The organism is Agromyces molybdatiresistens, assembly GCF_052748445.2.
On sequence record NZ_CM188258.1, the window covers coordinates 3,461,827 to 3,478,103 of the forward strand.

Genomic DNA, 16,277 nt, shown 5'->3' on the forward strand with positions numbered 1-16,277 from the left:
CTCGACGCCCGAACGCGATCCGCGGCGGGACCGGGCGGATCGTGCGGACCGCGCCGCGATCGATCCGTACGACGAGAATGTCTGCATGCCGATCCTCAACAAGGACATGCAGGTCTGCATCTCCCTCTCCGGTCGCCCGTCGAACCTCGGCACGCGATTCCACAACTTCCTCTACGTCGAGCTCGGCCTGAACTTCATGTACAAGGCGTTCACGACCGACGACCTCGAGGGCGCCATCCGAGGCATGCGGGCGCTCGGGTTCCGCGGGTGCTCGGTGTCCATGCCGTTCAAGGAGGACGTGATCCGGCTCGTCGACGCCATGGAGGAGTCGGCCGCCGCGATCGAGTCGGTCAACACGATCGTGAACGACGGCGGCCGGCTCTCGGCATCCAACACCGACTACGAGGCGGTCGCGCAGCTCATCACCGAGCACGGGCTCGACCCGGCGGCGCGCGTCGTCGTGCGCGGCTCGGGCGGCATGGCGAAGGCGGTCGTCGCGGCGTTCCGCGGCGCCGGGTTCGACGACCTCACGGTGCTCGCGCGCAATGCGTCGGCCGGGTCAGCGCTCGCGGCGAAGTACGGGTACGCGTGGACGGCCGACGAGCCCGAGGCATCCTTCGACGTCATCGTGAACGTGACGCCGCTCGGCATGCAGGGGGCGGATGCCGCTGCGCTCGCCTTCGACGACGCGTACGTCGAGCGCGCCTCGACGGTCGTCGACGTCGTCGCGTTCCCGGCCGAGACCCCGCTCATCGCGGCCGCCCGCGCCGCCGGCACCCCGGTCATCACCGGCGCCGAGGTCGTCGCACTGCAGGCCGCCCGCCAGTTCGAGCGCTACACGGGCGTCGCGCTCACGCGCGACCAGGTCGAGCGCGCCGCGGCGTTCTCCCGCGCCGAGTAGCGCCAGGGGCCGCGCGGCCATGCTCACCTGAGCAGCGCGGGTAGAATCTCAGGGTCCGGCATCCGCCCCGCGGCATCCGCTCGCCGCCTTCCTTGGAGCTCGCCACTCGTGACCACTGATACCACCGCCACGACCGCTGCCCACGACGAGGCCACGACCCCCGCCGGGCCGGTGCTCGACACCGTCGAGGTCGCCGCGGCGACGCCCGAGAAGGAGCAGCCGTACGCGGCGCTCGGCGTGAAGCCCGACGAGTACGAGCGCATCCGCAACATCCTCGGACGCCGCCCGACCTCCGCCGAGCTCGCCATGTACTCCGTCATGTGGAGCGAGCACGCATCGTACAAGTCGAGCAAGGTGCACCTCCGCCAGTTCGGCAAGAAGGTGACTCCCGAGATGAAGGAGCACCTGATGGTGGGCATCGGCGAGAACGCCGGCGTGCTCGACATCGGCGAGGGCTGGGCGGTCACCTTCAAGATCGAGTCGCACAACCACCCCAGCTTCATCGAGCCGTTCCAGGGCGCCGCGACGGGCGTCGGCGGCATCGTGCGCGACATCATCTCGATGGGCGCACGCCCCGTCGCCGTCATGGACGCGCTGCGGTTCGGCGCCATCGACGACCCCGACACGGCCCGCGTCGTGCACGGCGTGGTCGCCGGCATCAGCTTCTACGGCAACTGCCTCGGCCTGCCGAACATCGGCGGCGAGACCTGGTTCGACCCGACCTACCAGAAGAACCCGCTCGTGAACGCACTCGCGGTGGGCGTGCTCCGTCACGAGGACCTCCACCTCGCGAATGCGAAGGGCGTCGGCAACAGGGTCGTGCTGTTCGGCGCGCGCACGGGCGGCGACGGCATCGGCGGCACCTCGATCCTCGCCTCCGACACCTTCGCCGAGGGCGGCCCGACGAAGCGCCCGGCGGTGCAGGTCGGCGACCCGTTCGCCGAGAAGGTGCTCATCGAGTGCTGCCTCGAGCTGTTCAAGGGCGACCTCGTCGAGGGCATCCAGGACCTCGGGGCGGCGGGCATCTCGTGCGCGACCTCCGAGCTCGCGGCCAACGGCGACGGCGGCATGTCGATCGTCCTCGACGACGTGCTGCTGCGCGACCCGTCGCTCACGCCGGAGGAGATCCTCATGTCGGAGAGCCAGGAGCGCATGATGGCGATCGTGCGCCCCGAGAAGCTCGCCGGCTTCATGGAGGTCGTGAACAAGTGGGACGTCGAGACGAGCGTGCTCGGCGAGGTCACCGACACGGGTCGTCTGTCGATCACGTGGCGCGGCCAGGAGATCGTGAACGTGGACCCGCGCACGGTCGCCGTCGACGGCCCCGTCTACGAGCGGCCCATGACCTACCCCTCCTACCTCGACGCACTGCAGGCCGACACCGCCGCCGCGCTCGCGCGCCCGGCCGACGACGACGGCGAGGGCCTCCGCGCGCAGTTCCTGCAGCTGGTCGGTTCGCCGAACCAGGCGGATGCCGCGTGGATCACGAACCAGTACGACCACTACGTGCTCGGCAACACCGCGCTGGCGGCGCCGGATGACGCGGGCATGATCCGCGTCGACGAGGAGTCGGGTCTCGGCGTGGCCGTCGCGACCGACGCGAACGGCCGCTACTGCCAGCTCGACCCGCGCCGCGGCGCGCAGCTCGCCCTCGCCGAGGCGTACCGCAACGTCGCCGTGACCGGCGCCACGCCCATGGGCATCTCCGACTGCCTGAACTTCGGCAGCCCCGAGAACCCCGAGGTCATGTGGCAGTTCGCCGAGGCGGTCGAGGGCCTGGCCGACGGATGCCTCGAGCTCGGCATCCCCGTCACGGGCGGCAACGTCAGCTTCTACAACCAGACCGGCGACGTGCCGATCCATCCGACCCCGGTCGTCGCGGTGCTCGGCGTGATCGACGATGTCGCTCGCCGAATCCCGTCGGGCTGGCAGGACGAGGGCCACAACATCTACCTGCTCGGCGAGACGTACGACGAGCTCGACGGCTCGGCGTGGGCGGGCGTCGTGCACGACCACCTCGGCGGCGTGCCGCCGTTCGTCGACCTCGACCGCGAGAAGCGCCTCGCCGAGCTGCTGCGCGCCGCGGCGCTCGAGGGTCTCATCGACTCCGCGCACGACCTCTCCGACGGCGGGCTCGCCATCGCGCTGGCCGAGGGCGTCGACCGCTTCGGCGTCGGCGCGCGCGTCTTCCTCGGCGAGGTGATGGAGGACGCCGGCATCGACCTCGCGACCGCGCTGTTCTCTGAGTCGACCGGCCGCGTGATCGTGACCGTGCCGCGCGAGGACGACGTGAAGTTCCGGGGCCTCTGCGACGGCCGCGGCTACCCGGTGCGCCGCATCGGCGTGACGGATGCCGCGTCAGGCTCGCTCGAGGTGCAGGGCGCGTTCACCGTGCCGGTCGACGAGCTCCGCGGCGTGAAGCGCGCGCCGCTCGCCGACGCGTTCGGCCCGATCGTCGGGCACTGACCCGACCGAGGCCGTCACCCGCCGACGACGATCCGCGCCGGCTGCGGATCCGTTCGCGGATCGCAGCCGGCGTCGTCGTTCACGGGCGACGCCGAGCGAGGCGCCACAGCTCGACCCAGTCCTCGACTCCGAGACGGCTCGGCGGGGTCCGGGCGTCGACACCGCGTTCGCGGAGTATCCGGCGCGCCTCACCGGCGGTGATCGGGCGCCTCGTCCGCCCGAGCACCTGGACGAGGCCGGCGCCGCGCCCCTGGAACACGTCCCCGACCCAGCGCACGTAGCCGGCGCGCTCCGGCCTCGGCACGAGCGGCTCGGGCCGGCGGTCGATGCGGAACACGCCGCCGTCGACCGCCGGCACCGGCCGGAACGCGCGCGCCGGAACGCGCCGGTCGAGGGTGAAGCGGTACCACGGAGCGGCCTGGACGGTCAGCATGCTCGCGCCGCCCACGCCGCACCGACGCCGCGCCACCTCCCACTGGGTGAGCAGGATGGCGCTGCCCCACCGATCGGCGGCGAGCACCCTCCGGAGGATCGCCGTGGTGAGGTGGAACGGGACGTTGCCGACGATCGAGTGCGGCTCGCGCGGCAGGGGCCATCGCAGGACGTCGGCCTGGACGACGTCGGCCGCGCCGCCGAGCTCGCGCCGCAGGGCGGCCGCACGGCGGGGATCGAGCTCGACCGCGGTCAGTTGCCGGCCGAGGCGCGCGAGTTCACGCGTGAGCGCGCCCCCGCCGGCGCCGAGTTCCACGATGGGCCCACGGGTCGCCGACGCGAGCGCGGTCATCCGGTGGATGACGGCGTGGTCGATGAGGAAGTTCTGCCCGAGCTCGTGCCGGCCGCCGACGTGGTGCGCCGGATCGGGAGAAGAGTGTCGTGATCGTGACGATCGCATGGAGGTGCTCCGCTGGCTGGAATCGTCAGCCGGGTACGGCGAACCGCACCGCGGCCCTGGACGAGGGCCGAGGCGGAGGATCGGGTCAGATGTGCCGGTCGCTCCGCCTCAGGCGGTGCGGGGCCGGATGATCATCTGGAAGGCCATGCATGACACGGTCGTCGAGGCTAGCAGACGCGCCCGCCGACGGGCACCCGGTAGGGTCGCCGCATGAGCCGGACCGACTTCGCGAGCCTGCTGATCCACGCCGACCGCGAGACCGTGTTCGGGGCGCTCACCGATCGCGCGGCGCTGATCGCGTGGCTTCCTCCACAGGGCATGCGCGGGCGCTTCGAGCGCTTCGACCTGCGCGCGGGCGGCTCGTACCGGCTCGTCCTGACCTACGACGATGCGTCGTCCGCGCCGGGCAAGACGGACGCGGGGTCCGATGCCGCCGAGGTCCGCATCGGGCGCGTGGTCCCCGGCGAGCTGCTCGAGCAGTTCGTCGACTTCGAGTCGGAGGACGCCGCCGTCCGCGGCACGATGCGGATGACCTGGCGCCTCAGCGGCACGGAGGACGGCACGGTCGTCGAGGTCGAGGCGCGCGACGTGCCGAGCGGCATCCGCGCTCGCGACCACGCCGAGGGCATCACCTCGTCGCTCGCGAACCTCGCCGCGTACCTCGAGCCGGGCGACGAGGGCAGCGGCGGCCGCGACGACGAGGGCAACGACGGCGGCGACGACGCGGACCACTCGTCGAGCGACGACGCGCGGCAGACGTACCCGGCCGCGTACGCCGCCGCGCACGGCACGTTCGCGCTGATCCCCGCCGCGTACGTGTTCCTCGTCGACGGCGACCGCGTGCTGCTGCAGCTGCGCGAGGGCACCGGGTACTACGACGGCTGGTGGGCGGCATCGGCGGCCGGACACGTCGATCCCGGCGAGACGCTCATGGCGGGCGCGGTCCGCGAGACGCTCGAGGAGATCGGCGTCGAGGTCGACGAGGAGGACCTCGAGGCGGTCACGGCGATGCACCGCACGGCGCCGACCGGCCTGCCGATCGACCAGCGACTCGACGTGTTCTTCGCGACCCGCGCCTGGCGCGGCATCCCGTCGGTGCAGGAGGCCGACAAGGCGGGCGCGCTCGAGTGGTTCGCACTCGACGACCTGCCCGCTCGGATGGTGCACCACGAGCGGTTCGCCCTCGAGGGCTGGCGCGACGGAGGCCTGCCCGCCGTGACGGCGTTCGGGTTCTGAGGGGGTGCCCGTGGAGATCGTCGTCGGAGCGCTCACCGCGGCGTTCGTCGCCGCCCTCGTGATCGGCATGGTCGTCCGCGCCGTCCGCGCACCACGCGGACAGCGGGCTCGCGCGGCGTTCGGCCCGATCATGGGCGCCGGTGAGACCTACCAGGAGCTGCACACCGGGCAGCGCGGCCTCCAGGACTCGGTGATCGAGGCGATCGCCGAACAGGAGCAACGGCCGGCGCGCACGGATGCGGACGACGGCGACGGGAACGGGACGGGTCCGCGGGGCTGACCGACGACCACGAGGGGCTTCGCCGGGCCCGCGCCGAAGTCGAACCCACCACCGGGGAATACGGCTGCGGCGCACCGGTTGAAAGTGTACGCACACGTACACTTCATGATCGGAGATCCCATGCTCGTCAGATTCCGTCGCATCGCCCTCGAACTCGCGGGCGTCGTCGCACTCGCCTCGATCGCGACCGCCGTCGCCGTCGCCGTCGCGACCACCGCCCCGTGGTGGCTCGTCGCCGCGCTGCCGGGAGCCCTGTTCGTCGGCCACTTCGTCCACCTCATGCGCTCCGGGCCGACGCGGAACGGCGCCGAGCGCATCGCCGTGCCGGTGATCGGCGCAGCCGCGATCGTGGTCGCGGGGCTCACCGCGGGCTGGCCCGCCGCAGCCGTGGCCGCCGTCCCGATCGCCTCGTGGTTCGGGTACGACCGGTGGATCACCCGCCAGCATCGACCCACGGGGGTGATCGAGGTCGGTCAGCCCCTCCCCGAGTTCCCCCTCGACACCCCCGAGGGGTATTCGGTCACGAGCGCGGTGCTCGCCGACGGCCCGCACGTCATCCTCTTCATCCGCGGCAACTGGTGCCCGTTCTGCATGGCCCAGGTGCGCGAGGTCGCCGCGCAGTACCGCGAACTCGAACGTCGCGGAGTCCGGGTCGCCTTCGTCAGCCCGCAGTCCGCTGAGGACACCGTCGAGCTCGCTGGCCGGTTCGACGTGCCCATGGCGTTCTACGTCGACCGCGCCGGACGGGCGGCCGAGCTGCTCGACCTCACGCAGCGAGGCGGGCGCAGCATCGCCGTGGCCGATCGCGCGCCGGACGCCGAGGACGACGGGGATACGGTGGTACCGACCGTCGTCATCACCGACGCCGACGGCCGCGTCGCCTGGGTGCACCACAGCACCGATCACCGCGTGCGGCCCGAGCCGAGCACGTTCCTGGAGGTCATCGATCGTGAGGGGATCGCCGTCGCGCGGTGAGGCCCGGAAGCGGGCCATCGCCGAGGCCGCGCTCGAGGTGTTCCTCCGGCGCGGCTTCGGCGAGGCCACGATCGACGAGGTCGCGCGCGAGGCATCCGCGTCGAAGCAGACGATCTACCGGTTCTTCGGGGGGCGGGACGGCCTCATCGAGGCCGCGTTCGGCATCGAGCTCGCGCGCGTGATCGCGCCGTTCGACGAGGCCGTCTCGGCCGACGGCGCCGCCGACGAGCGCCTGGATCGCGCCGCGGCGGCCTTCCAGGAGGTCGTCTTCGACGAGCGATGCCTGCGCATCCAGCGCTACGTCATCGGCGACGCGACCGCGAACCCCGGCCTCGGCAGCCGGTTCAGCGAGCAGCTCGGCGGGCGCCTCGCCGCCGCGGTCGTGCCGCTCGTCGCCGAGGCGACCGGTTCGGTCGGGCCGGCGGCCGAACTGCGCGCCGAGCTCTTCATCGGTGCCCTCCAGGGCGTCGAGCTCAGCCGGGCGCTCGCCGGCGAGCGCGTCGACCGCGACCGGCTCGACGCGCTGCGGCGTGCGGCACTCGAGACGCTGCTCGACGGCGCCCCGGGCTGAACGGTCGGCGCCTCACGCGCCCTGCGGCGGATGGGCGAGGAGGTCGACGCGCTCGGCGAGGTAGGGCTCGAAGGGCAGCATCGCGTCGGCGGACGACGGGTTCCACCGCACGCCGACGACGATGCCGTCCGGCGCGGTCATGAGCGCGAGGGCGCCCTTCCCGGCGGCGAGCGCCTCGACCTCGAGCTCGAGCGGCGCCGCGTCGAACACGACCGTCTCGCCCTCGGCGATGCCGCCCTTCACTGCGGCTGCGCGATACGCCCGCTGCTCGGCGACGGACTCGGCGAGCACGCTCCTTCGCACCGCGCGCTCGGCGCGGACCACGCGCCCGGTCGAGTACAGCCTTCCGTCGGCGTCGAGGAGCAGCACGCCGAGTCGCCAGACCTCGCCGATGACGCGCATGCGCGCCGCCCGCGGCATGCCGAGCACTCGGCGCCCCGGCATGAACTCGGCGAGCGTCTCGGTGCGAGCGGATGCCTCGGCCAGGACGTCCACGGCTCGGTCGACCGCCTCACGCGCCCGTGCCACTGCCGCGGCGGCTTCCGTCCGACCCACGCCCCGAGCCTATTCGGCCCGCTCCCGGACGCCGGGCCGCGGGATGTGCCTTTGGTCCCGCGCCGGCCGTCGCGCAATGGCTAGCGTCAGCGCCACGCGGGAGTGGCCTTCACCCCCCACCGCCGAAGGGAAGCACCGTGAACACGCTCTGGGACTTCATCGTCTGGATCTTCTGGTTCTACGTCATCGTGGCCTGCATCTGGATCTTCATCACCGTCTTCATCGACATCTTCCGGGACCACACGCTGAACGGGTGGGCGAAGGCGCTGTGGGTGATCTTCCTCGTCTTCGTGCCGTTCCTCGCCGCGTTCATCTACCTGATCGCGCGCGGCGACAGCATGACCAAGCGCAACATGGAGCGGGCGCAGGCGATGAGCGCGGAGCAGGCCCAGTACATCCGGAACGTCGCGGGAACGGGCCAGTCGGCGACGGCGGAGATCGAGTCGGCCAAGAAGCTGCTCGACAGCGGGGCCATCACGTCCGCCGAGTACGAGGCGCTGAAGGCCAAGGCGCTGCAGTAGGCCCGGACGGCCGGCCCGATCCGACCGACCCGGGCCGGCCGCCCGATCAGCGGGTGAGCGCGATGAGCGCGAGGAGCGCCATGCCGTACGCCTCCGCCGCATCCGGATGCTCGAAGCGGCGATCCTCCCCCGCGAGCTCGACCGCGACCTCGTACGCGTCGGGCAGCCGCCGGAGGGCGCGGAAGGTCGCGCGCAGCAGCTCGCGGAGCTGGTCCTCGCGCGGCAACCACACGGCGTCGGCGAGCGCGACGGAGTCGAGCGCCCACTCCGTCGTCCCGTTGAACGCGAGGATCGTGCCGGTCGGGTAGCGGCGGGTCTCGATCGTCATCTCGCTCACCGTGAAGGTGTCGGCCTCGACCTCGGCCTCGACGTCGCTCGGCAGGTCGAGCTGGAAGCGGTCGCCGGACTCGGGATGCCAGACGAGCCCGGCATCGCGCAACTGCAGGGCGAGGTCGCGGCTGATCATGCGGACACGATACGGGCTCGTGCCTACTCGCGCCGCTTGCGGATGCGGGCGGGACCCAACCCCGCGCCCAGCCCGACGACGATGATCCCGGCGAAGAGGAACCCGTAGCGCCCGCTGAACACCCCGAACACGCCGAGCACCGCGCCGATGACGACGACGATCCGCGCGATCCTCATGCGGACCCCCGGCTGCGACCACCAGCGCGAGACCATCCCGCGGATCACGAGCGCGCCCCGAGGTCGACGGAGCGGCCGATCGCGTCCTCCGCGAACGCCCACACGCGGGCGCCGATGCGCGCGTCGCGGCTCGTGCGCGTCGGCGTCGACAGGGCGGGCGGACCCTTGACGAGCCACGCCGGCCCCCAGAACTGGCCGCCCTCGACGTCCGCGGCCGTCACCGCGTGCACGATTGTCTCCGCACCGCGGTGCTTGCCCTGGGCCCACGCGGCCTGCAGGGCGTCCGCGAACCGATCGGCCGTGCCGGGCTGGTTCACGCCGGGCACGCGCGGCGTGCGCCCGGAGATCGAGTAGCCCGGGTGCGCGACCATGCTGTGCACGCGAGGCGTGACGGATGCCGCGCCGACCGCCTCCGCGGCATCCGTCGCCGCGCGGCGCAACCGCCGGTCGAGCTCGAACGCGAGCGAGGCGGCCGCGATCTTCGACTGGGCGTACGCGCGCCACGAGTCGTACGACCGGGTGAGCTGGAGGTCGTCCACGCGGAACGTCGAGAGCCGCGTCGAGAGCGAGCCGAGCGTGACGACGCGCGCGCCGCGCGCGAGGTGCGGCACGACGTCGGCGAGCAGTGCGAAGTGGCCGAGCACGTTCGTCGCGAGCACGAGCTCGTGACCGTCGACCGACACGCGACGCTCGGACGGCGTGTGCACCATGCCGGCGTTCAGCACGACCGCGTCGAGCGGCGCACGGTCGAGCAGCCGGTCCGCGCCACCGCGGACCGAGTCGAGCGACGACGTGTCGATGACGAGCGTATCGACGACGGCGCGCGGCATCCGAGCCCTGATCGCGGCGACCGCCGCGGCCAGGCGTTCGGGGCTGCGGCCCGACATCGTGACGTGCGCCCCGGCGCGCGCGAGCCGCGCCGACGTGAAGAACCCGAGTCCGGCGTTCGCACCGGTCACGAGCACCTGACGTCCCTCCTGCGGCGGCACCGCGGTGGGATACCAGTTCACGGGCGGTCCGCTCCGTCGGCGATCTCCTCGTGGTGGCGGATCACCTCGGCCACGACGAAGTTGAACCACTTCTCGGCGAAGGCGGGATCGAGGTGGGCATCCTCGGCGAGCGAGCGCAGTCGCTCGATCTGCCGCTTCTCGCGGTCGGGATCGCTCGGCGGGAGGCCGTGCTCGGCCTTCAGGCGGCCGACCTGCTGGGTGAACTTGAACCGCTCGGCCAGCAGGTGGATGAGCGCCGCGTCGATGTTGTCGATGCTCGAGCGGATGCCGAGGAGCCGGCTGATCGCGGCGTCGCGCTCCTCGGGACTCGTCGCTGCGCCGGTCGCGGCAACGTCGCGGTCGGGGGTCTCGGCGTTCATGCTTCGACCCTAGGCGACGCGCGGCGGCCGGTGGACCGCGCGCGTCATCCCGTCCGGCCGGACGCCGGCACCGCGGAGCGGAACGCGCGGAGCCGCAGGCTGTTGCCCACGACGAACACGCTGGAGAACGCCATGGCCGCGCCGGCGAGCATCGGGTTGAGCAGGCCGAGCGCCGCGAGCGGGATCGCCGCGACGTTGTACGCGAACGCCCAGAACAGGTTGCCCCTGATGACGCGCAGCGTGCGCCGCGAGAGCCGGATCGCGTCGACCGCGGCGAGCAGGTCGCCGCGCACGAGCGTCAGGTCGGCCGCCTCGATGGCGACGTCGCTGCCGGTGCCCATCGCGATCCCGAGGTCGGCCTGTGCGAGCGCGGCGGCGTCGTTCACGCCGTCGCCGACCATCGCGACCGTGCGGCCCTCGCCCTGCAGGCGCGAGACCACGGCGACCTTGTCGGCGGGCAGCACCTCGGCGATGACCCGGTCGATGCCGACCTCGGCGGCGACCCGGCGCGCGACGGTCTCGTTGTCGCCCGTGAGCAGGATCGGCTCGAGGCCGAGACCCCGGAGCCGGACGATCGCGTCGGCGCTCGTGGGCTTCACGGCGTCGGCGACCGTGAGGGCGCCGCGCACCGCGCCGTCCCACGCGACGACGACCGCGGTGCGCCCCTCGGCTTCGGCATCGACGACGTATGCCGCGACCCTGGCGTCGGGCTCGATCGACCACTCGGCGAGCAGCGAGGGCCGCCCGACCAGCACGAGATGCCCGTCGACGACGCCGTGGACGCCGAGCCCGGGCCGGTTCTCGAACGACTCGGGCGTCGGCAGGGCGCCGACGCGCGCGGTCGCGCCGCTCGCGATCGCCGTGGCGACGGGATGCTCGGACGCGTGCTCGAGGGCGCCTGCGAGGCGGAGCAGCTCGGTCTCGTCGATGCCGTCCGCCGGCAGGACGCCGGCGAGCGACATCCGCCCGCTCGTGACCGTGCCGGTCTTGTCGAGCACGATCGTGTCGACGCGGCGCGTGGACTCGAGGATCTCCGGGCCCTTGATGAGCACGCCGAGCTGCGCTCCGCGGCCCGTGCCGACCAGCAGCGCCGTGGGCGTCGCGAGGCCGAGCGCGCACGGGCACGCGATGATGAGGACCGCGACCGCGGCGGTGAACGCGGCCGCGGGCGGGAACCCGCCGCCGAGCCACATGCCGAGCGTCGCCACGGCGATGAGGATTACGACGGGCACGAACACGCCGGCCACCCGGTCGGCGAGGCGCTGCACCTCGGCCTTGCCGGCCTGGGCGTCCTCGACGAGCCGGGCCATCTGCGCGAGCTGGGTATCGGCGCCGACGCGCGTGGCGCGCACGACGAGGCGTCCACCCGCGTTCACGGTCGCGCCGATGACGGCGTCGCCGGCCTCGACCTCGACCGGCACCGACTCGCCGGTGACGAGCGACGCGTCGACCGCGCTCCGGCCCTCGGCCACGACCCCGTCGGTCGCGATCTTCTCGCCCGGGCGCACGACGAACTCGTCGCCCACGGTCAGCTGCTCGACCGGGATCCGCGTCTCGACGCCGTCGCGGAGCACCGCGACGTCCTTCGCACCGAGCTCGAGCAGCGCCCGGAGCGCCGCGCCCGCGGCGCGCTTGGAGCGTCTCTCGAGGTAGCGCCCGAGCAGGATGAACATGGTCACGCCCGCGGCGACCTCGAGGTAGAGGTTCGAGGCGCCGTCGCTCGGTGCGACCGTGAACTCGAACGCGTGCTGCATGCCGGGCACGCCGGCGGTGCCGAGGAAGAGCGCGGAGAGCGACCAGAGGAATGCGGCGGTCACGCCGAGCGAGACGAGCGTGTCCATGGTCGCGGCGCCGTGGCGGAGGTTGACGAGCGCCGCACGGTGGAACGGCCACGCCGCCCAGGTCACGACCGGCGCGGCGAGCGCGAGGGACGCCCACTGCCAGGACGTGAACTGGAGCGCCGGGATCATCGACACGAGGATCACCGGCACCGAGAGCACGACCGACGCGATGAGACGCGTGCGCAGGGAGCGGAGCTCCGCGTCGGCGCGGGTCTCGGCGGGCGTGCCGGCGCTGCCCGCGCCCGCGCCTCCCGCGTGGTCGCCCGTCGCCGGGTCCGCCGGCGCCGGGGGCGGAGGCAGCTCGGCCCGGTACCCCGCGGCCTCGACGGTGGCGATGAGCTCGGCCTCGTCGACGCCGGCCGGTGCGGACACGCGCGCCTTCTCGGTCGCGTAGTTGACGGTCGCGTTCACGCCCTCGAGCCGGTTCAGCTTCTTCTCGATGCGCATCGCGCACGAGGCGCAGGTCATGCCGCCGATCTCGAGCTCGACGACGCGCTGGTCGGCCGATCCGGTCGCGAGGTCGGTCATCGGTGGTCCTGCCCGTGCGCGTCGACGGGCGCGTCATCGCGGTGCCCGGCAACGTCGTGCGAGCCGGTCTCGTCGTGCGACCGGGCGCCCGCGGCATCCGTCGCCCCATCTGCACCCGCCGTGGTCGCGGTCACGACGAACGGGATCGAGCGGACGACGCCGCCCTCCTGCACGTCGAGGTAGAGCAGGTACCGGCCCGCGGTCGGCGCGGTCGCCATGAACGCGATCTCGGGCCCCGCCTCGGTGACGCCGTCGCCGGGCTCGCCCATGGGGTGCACGTGGAGGTACGCGAGGTCGCCCTGCCGCAACGCGACGAGGTGCCCGTACGCGCCGAGGTACGGCTCGAGCGTGGTCACGGGCTCGCCGTCGCGCGTGACGGTGAACACGAGCTCGCTCTCGCCGCCGGCGACGAGCGCGCCGTCGAGTTCGACGTCGAGGCCTTCGACCGTCGACGTCGTGACGTCGGTCGTGCGCGGCTCGGGCGTGAACGCGCCGGCCACCTCGACGGTGCTCGTGAGCGTGACGGTCTCGCCGATCGAGGTCGGCGCGAAGTCGGCGAAGACGCGGTAGGCGCCCGCGGCATCGAAGGCGAACGGCACCTGCCAGGTGCCGTCGTCGGCCATGGCCGGGTGCACGTGCCGGAAGTGCGCGCCGTCGGTGCGCACCACGATGAGGTGGAGCGGCCGGTCGTGCGCGATCTCGAAGTCCGTGAGCGGTTCGCCCGCGGCATCCGTGAGGATGAAGGAGATCTCGCCCGGCTCGCCCGCACGGGCGGGCGCGTCGAGCGCGGTGAGCGTGATGCCGCGGTGCGAGACCGAGAGGCCGCGCACGTCGTCGGCCGGCGCGTCGGCGGCGGCGTGCTCGCCGTGGCCGGCTTCGGTGGTGTCCATGTGATCGTCCTCGTTCGAGGTCCATGCGGCCGATGCGTCGGCCGGGATGACGAGCGGTGCCGCGGCGAGCGCGACGGCGAAGACCGCCGCCGCACCCGCCGTGAACAGCGCCAGTCGTGCGGGCGTGCGCATGCTCAGACGCGCACGGCGGAGTAGCCGGCCTCCTCGACCGCGGCGATGACGCCGTCGTCGTCGAGGTCGGCGGGGGCGGAGAGGGTGAGGGTGCCGGAGGCGGCCGAGACCTGGATGCCGGTCACGCCGGACAGCTGCTCGACCTCTTCGCGCACCGACATCTCGCAGTGCCCGCACGTCATGCCGGTCACCTGGTACTCGCGCTCGGTCATGGGGTTCTCCTCGTTCTGGATCGGATCGTGTTCGAGAGTACCCCGATGGGGTACCTCTTCCACGCAGAACGTTATACCCCCATGGGGTATTCCGCAAGGTTCGGACGATGGTCGTGCCGACACGACGAGGGCGCGACATCCGCTCCCCCGAACGGATGCCGCGCCCTGCCCGGACGCGGGGCGAGGCCTATCGCGGCGTGGCCCGCCGGATCACGAGGAATCCCGCGACCGCCCAGGCCACCGCCTTCGCGAGGACCAGGGTGAACACGCCGGCCACGCCGATCGACGCCAGCCACGCTCCGAGCGACTCCCACGACTCGGTGAACGTGAGCAGCGCGATGATCGCGAGGATCAGCGCGATGGCGCCGAACAGCACGGTCATCATGCCGCGCATCCGCCAGCGCATGTAGACCGTCGTGACGCCCGCGCCGATGAACAGGACCAGCAGCTGGAGGGCGAAGGTCGAGAAGAAGGCCGTGCCCCAGTCGGCGCCGACGTACCAGAGCGCGTCGAACATGCCCGCACCGATCCACCAGCCGTTCGTCGCCCGCTCGATGAGCAGCAGCGTCGCGATCGCGGCGGCGTTCACCACCGAGACCAGCGCGAACATGAGGCCGGTGCCGAGCCAGTAGTCCCGGCGCGTCGCGCCGAAGCCGAGCGCGAACGGGAACGTGTACGAGATCGCCTGGACGCCGACGACGATGAGGTACCACTGCGGCGACAGCACGGCCCAGCTGTACTCGAAGCCGGTCTCGGTCTCGGAGAGCGGCCCGACGGCCCCGGCGATGATGAGCGCGATGACCATCGTGACCGCCCACGCGCCGGCGAGGATCAGCCACGGCACCCCGAAGAAGATGGCCGGGTTGACGGTGTGCAGGCGCACGATGCGCAGGACCTCGCTCGGCCGGACGCGGCTCGACGACTCCGCGACGGGCACGGATGCGGTGGTGACGGCGGTCATGCCGCGACCTCCTTCGGGGACTCGGACTCCGGCGTGCCCGTGAGTTCGGCGCCGGTCAGGTGGACGATGAGCTGCTGCAGCGAGACGGGCGCGAGCTCGAGGCCGAGCTCGGCGGCGCGCACGCGTTCGGCGCGATCGAGGCGGCCGTCGATCGTGACGGAGGCCAGCCCGCCGATGGCTTCGCGGCCGATCACCGGACGGTCGCCGACGAACTGCTCCACCGCGGCGCGGGCTCCGGCGACCGTGGTCGCGCTGCCGCGCACCTCGTCGGCCTCGCGATCGAGGAGGATGCGGCCCTGGTCGATGACGATCACGTGCTCGAGCAGGTTGGCGACCTCGTCGATCAGGTGCGTCGACAGCACGACGGTCCGTGGGTGCGCGGCGTAGTCCTCCAGCAGCCGGTCGTAGAAGACGTGCCGCGCGACGGCGTCGAGGCCGAGGTACGGCTCGTCGAAGAACGTCAGTGGGGCGCGCGAGGCGAGCCCGACGATCACCCCGACCGCGCTCAGCTGGCCCCGTGAGAGCTTCTTGATGCGACGCGTGAGCGGAAGCCGGAAGTCGGCGATGAGGCGCTCGGCGAACGCGGCGTCCCAGTGCTCGAAGAACCACGGCGCGGCACGGAAGACGTGCGCGGGCGTGAAGTCCTCCGGGTAGCGCTGGGCCTCGGCGATGAAGCACATCCGACGCAGGACGTCGGCGTGCTCGGCCGGCGGGCGCCCGAACACCTCGAGCTCGCCGCCGTTCGGGAAGATCTGCCCGGTGAGCAGCTGCATCACGGTGGTCTTGCCGGCGCCGTTGCGACCCAGCAGGCCGTAGATGCGGCCCTCCTCGAGCGAGAGGTCGATGCCGTCGATCGCGGTGAACGACCCGTAGCGCTTGGTCAGCCCGCGCGCACTGGCGACGGTGGTGGTCATGTCAGGATCCTTTCCTCGCGGAGCATGCCCGCGAGCTCGTCGACGCCGATCCCGAGCTTCGCGGCCTCGACGATCAGCGGTCGGAGGTACTCGGCGGCGAACTCGGCGCGGCGACGCTCGATGAGGCGCGCGCGAGCGCCCGGCACGACGAACATGCCGACGCCGCGGCGCTTGGCCACGAGCCCCTGTTCGACGAGCCGGTTCACGCCCTTGAGCGCGGTGGCCGGGTTGATGCGGTGGAATGCGGCGAGCTCGTTGATCGACGGGATCGCGGCATCCTCGGTGACGGTGCCGTCGACGATGTCGTTCTCGATCTGCTCCGCGATCTGCAGGAAGATCGGCCGGGATTCATCCACTCGCGCTCGCTTCGGTTCATTGGTTAGTTACTTCA

19 protein-coding genes are annotated in these 16,277 nt (G+C 72.6%); 7 read left to right on the forward strand and 12 right to left on the reverse strand.

The genetic code is table 11. From position 1 onward, the window contains the following. Positions 1 to 85: 85 nt before the first annotated feature. A complete protein-coding gene (locus ACULK2_RS15995) occupies positions 86 to 901 on the forward strand; it encodes a shikimate 5-dehydrogenase (RefSeq protein WP_445968150.1) in 816 nt (271 codons plus the stop codon). A 171-nt stretch (positions 902 to 1,072) separates the two neighbouring features. Beyond that, entirely contained in the window at positions 1,073 to 3,367 is a 2,295-nt protein-coding gene (gene purL / locus ACULK2_RS16000; protein ID WP_445968224.1) for a phosphoribosylformylglycinamidine synthase subunit PurL, read from the forward strand. A 79-nt stretch (positions 3,368 to 3,446) separates the two neighbouring features. On the opposite strand, the gene erm is transcribed toward purL, so the two are convergent. Beyond that, a complete protein-coding gene (gene erm, locus ACULK2_RS16005) occupies positions 3,447 to 4,259 on the reverse strand; it encodes a 23S ribosomal RNA methyltransferase Erm (protein ID WP_445968149.1) in 813 nt (270 codons plus the stop codon). Positions 4,260 to 4,469: 210 nt separating this feature from the next. Between erm and ACULK2_RS16010 the strand changes: the two genes are divergently transcribed. From ACULK2_RS16010 to ACULK2_RS16025, 4 genes are all read left to right on the forward strand, one after another. Beyond that, the gene (locus tag ACULK2_RS16010) at positions 4,470 to 5,495 is read left to right on the forward strand and encodes an NUDIX domain-containing protein (protein ID WP_445968148.1); all 1,026 of its coding nucleotides are present in this window, start codon (positions 4,470 to 4,472) and stop codon (positions 5,493 to 5,495) included. A 10-nt stretch (positions 5,496 to 5,505) separates the two neighbouring features. Then, a complete protein-coding gene (locus ACULK2_RS16015; RefSeq protein WP_445968147.1) occupies positions 5,506 to 5,775 on the forward strand; it encodes a hypothetical protein in 270 nt (89 codons plus the stop codon). A 120-nt stretch (positions 5,776 to 5,895) separates the two neighbouring features. After that, positions 5,896 to 6,750, forward strand: coding sequence for a redoxin domain-containing protein (locus ACULK2_RS16020; RefSeq protein ID WP_445968146.1), 855 nt, complete (start codon positions 5,896 to 5,898; stop codon positions 6,748 to 6,750). Further along, a complete protein-coding gene (locus ACULK2_RS16025; protein WP_445968145.1) occupies positions 6,725 to 7,321 on the forward strand; it encodes a TetR/AcrR family transcriptional regulator in 597 nt (198 codons plus the stop codon). The genes ACULK2_RS16020 and ACULK2_RS16025 overlap by 26 nt, the downstream gene beginning before the upstream one ends. Positions 7,322 to 7,333: 12 nt before the next feature. Here the strand turns inward: ACULK2_RS16025 and ACULK2_RS16030 are convergent, their stop codons facing one another. Then, positions 7,334 to 7,876: a hypothetical protein gene (locus ACULK2_RS16030; protein ID WP_445968144.1), complete on the reverse strand. Its 543-nt coding sequence runs from the start codon at positions 7,874 to 7,876 to the stop codon at positions 7,334 to 7,336. 137 nt (positions 7,877 to 8,013) lie between these two features. On the opposite strand from ACULK2_RS16030, the gene ACULK2_RS16035 reads away from it, so the two are divergent. Continuing rightward, positions 8,014 to 8,397: an SHOCT domain-containing protein gene (locus tag ACULK2_RS16035; RefSeq protein ID WP_445968143.1), complete on the forward strand. Its 384-nt coding sequence runs from the start codon at positions 8,014 to 8,016 to the stop codon at positions 8,395 to 8,397. A 46-nt stretch (positions 8,398 to 8,443) separates the two neighbouring features. On the opposite strand, the gene ACULK2_RS16040 is transcribed toward ACULK2_RS16035, so the two are convergent. From ACULK2_RS16040 to ACULK2_RS16085, 10 genes are all read right to left on the reverse strand, one after another. After that, positions 8,444 to 8,863 carry a pilus assembly protein CpaE gene (locus ACULK2_RS16040; protein WP_445968142.1) on the reverse strand — a complete coding sequence of 140 codons (420 nt, stop codon included), beginning with the start codon at positions 8,861 to 8,863 and terminating at the stop codon, positions 8,444 to 8,446. 23 nt (positions 8,864 to 8,886) lie between these two features. Continuing rightward, positions 8,887 to 9,039: a hypothetical protein gene (locus tag ACULK2_RS16045; protein ID WP_445968141.1), complete on the reverse strand. Its 153-nt coding sequence runs from the start codon at positions 9,037 to 9,039 to the stop codon at positions 8,887 to 8,889. A gap of 44 nt (positions 9,040 to 9,083) precedes the next feature. Continuing rightward, positions 9,084 to 10,049: an SDR family NAD(P)-dependent oxidoreductase gene (locus ACULK2_RS16050; RefSeq protein WP_445968140.1), complete on the reverse strand. Its 966-nt coding sequence runs from the start codon at positions 10,047 to 10,049 to the stop codon at positions 9,084 to 9,086. Next, positions 10,046 to 10,408 (reverse strand): chorismate mutase, encoded by a 363-nt coding sequence (locus ACULK2_RS16055; protein WP_445968139.1) that lies wholly within the window; start codon positions 10,406 to 10,408, stop codon positions 10,046 to 10,048. The genes ACULK2_RS16050 and ACULK2_RS16055 overlap by 4 nt, the downstream gene beginning before the upstream one ends. Positions 10,409 to 10,452: 44 nt before the next feature. After that, positions 10,453 to 12,777, reverse strand: a complete 2,325-nt coding sequence (locus tag ACULK2_RS16060; RefSeq protein WP_445968138.1) for a heavy metal translocating P-type ATPase — start codon at positions 12,775 to 12,777, stop codon at positions 10,453 to 10,455. Continuing rightward, the gene (locus ACULK2_RS16065) at positions 12,774 to 13,799 is read right to left on the reverse strand and encodes a DUF8832 domain-containing protein (RefSeq protein WP_445968137.1); all 1,026 of its coding nucleotides are present in this window, start codon (positions 13,797 to 13,799) and stop codon (positions 12,774 to 12,776) included. The genes ACULK2_RS16060 and ACULK2_RS16065 overlap by 4 nt, the downstream gene beginning before the upstream one ends. A 2-nt stretch (positions 13,800 to 13,801) precedes the next feature. Continuing rightward, complete coding sequence (locus ACULK2_RS16070; RefSeq protein ID WP_445968136.1) at positions 13,802 to 14,011, reverse strand: heavy-metal-associated domain-containing protein; 210 nt, start codon at positions 14,009 to 14,011, stop codon at positions 13,802 to 13,804. 187 nt (positions 14,012 to 14,198) lie between these two features. Continuing rightward, positions 14,199 to 14,972, reverse strand: a complete 774-nt coding sequence (locus tag ACULK2_RS16075) for a hypothetical protein (protein WP_445968135.1) — start codon at positions 14,970 to 14,972, stop codon at positions 14,199 to 14,201. After that, positions 14,969 to 15,886, reverse strand: a complete 918-nt coding sequence (locus ACULK2_RS16080) for an ABC transporter ATP-binding protein (protein ID WP_445968134.1) — start codon at positions 15,884 to 15,886, stop codon at positions 14,969 to 14,971. The genes ACULK2_RS16075 and ACULK2_RS16080 overlap by 4 nt, the downstream gene beginning before the upstream one ends. Beyond that, positions 15,883 to 16,242, reverse strand: a complete 360-nt coding sequence (locus ACULK2_RS16085) for a GntR family transcriptional regulator (protein ID WP_445968133.1) — start codon at positions 16,240 to 16,242, stop codon at positions 15,883 to 15,885. The genes ACULK2_RS16080 and ACULK2_RS16085 overlap by 4 nt, the downstream gene beginning before the upstream one ends. Positions 16,243 to 16,277 lie beyond the last annotated feature (35 nt).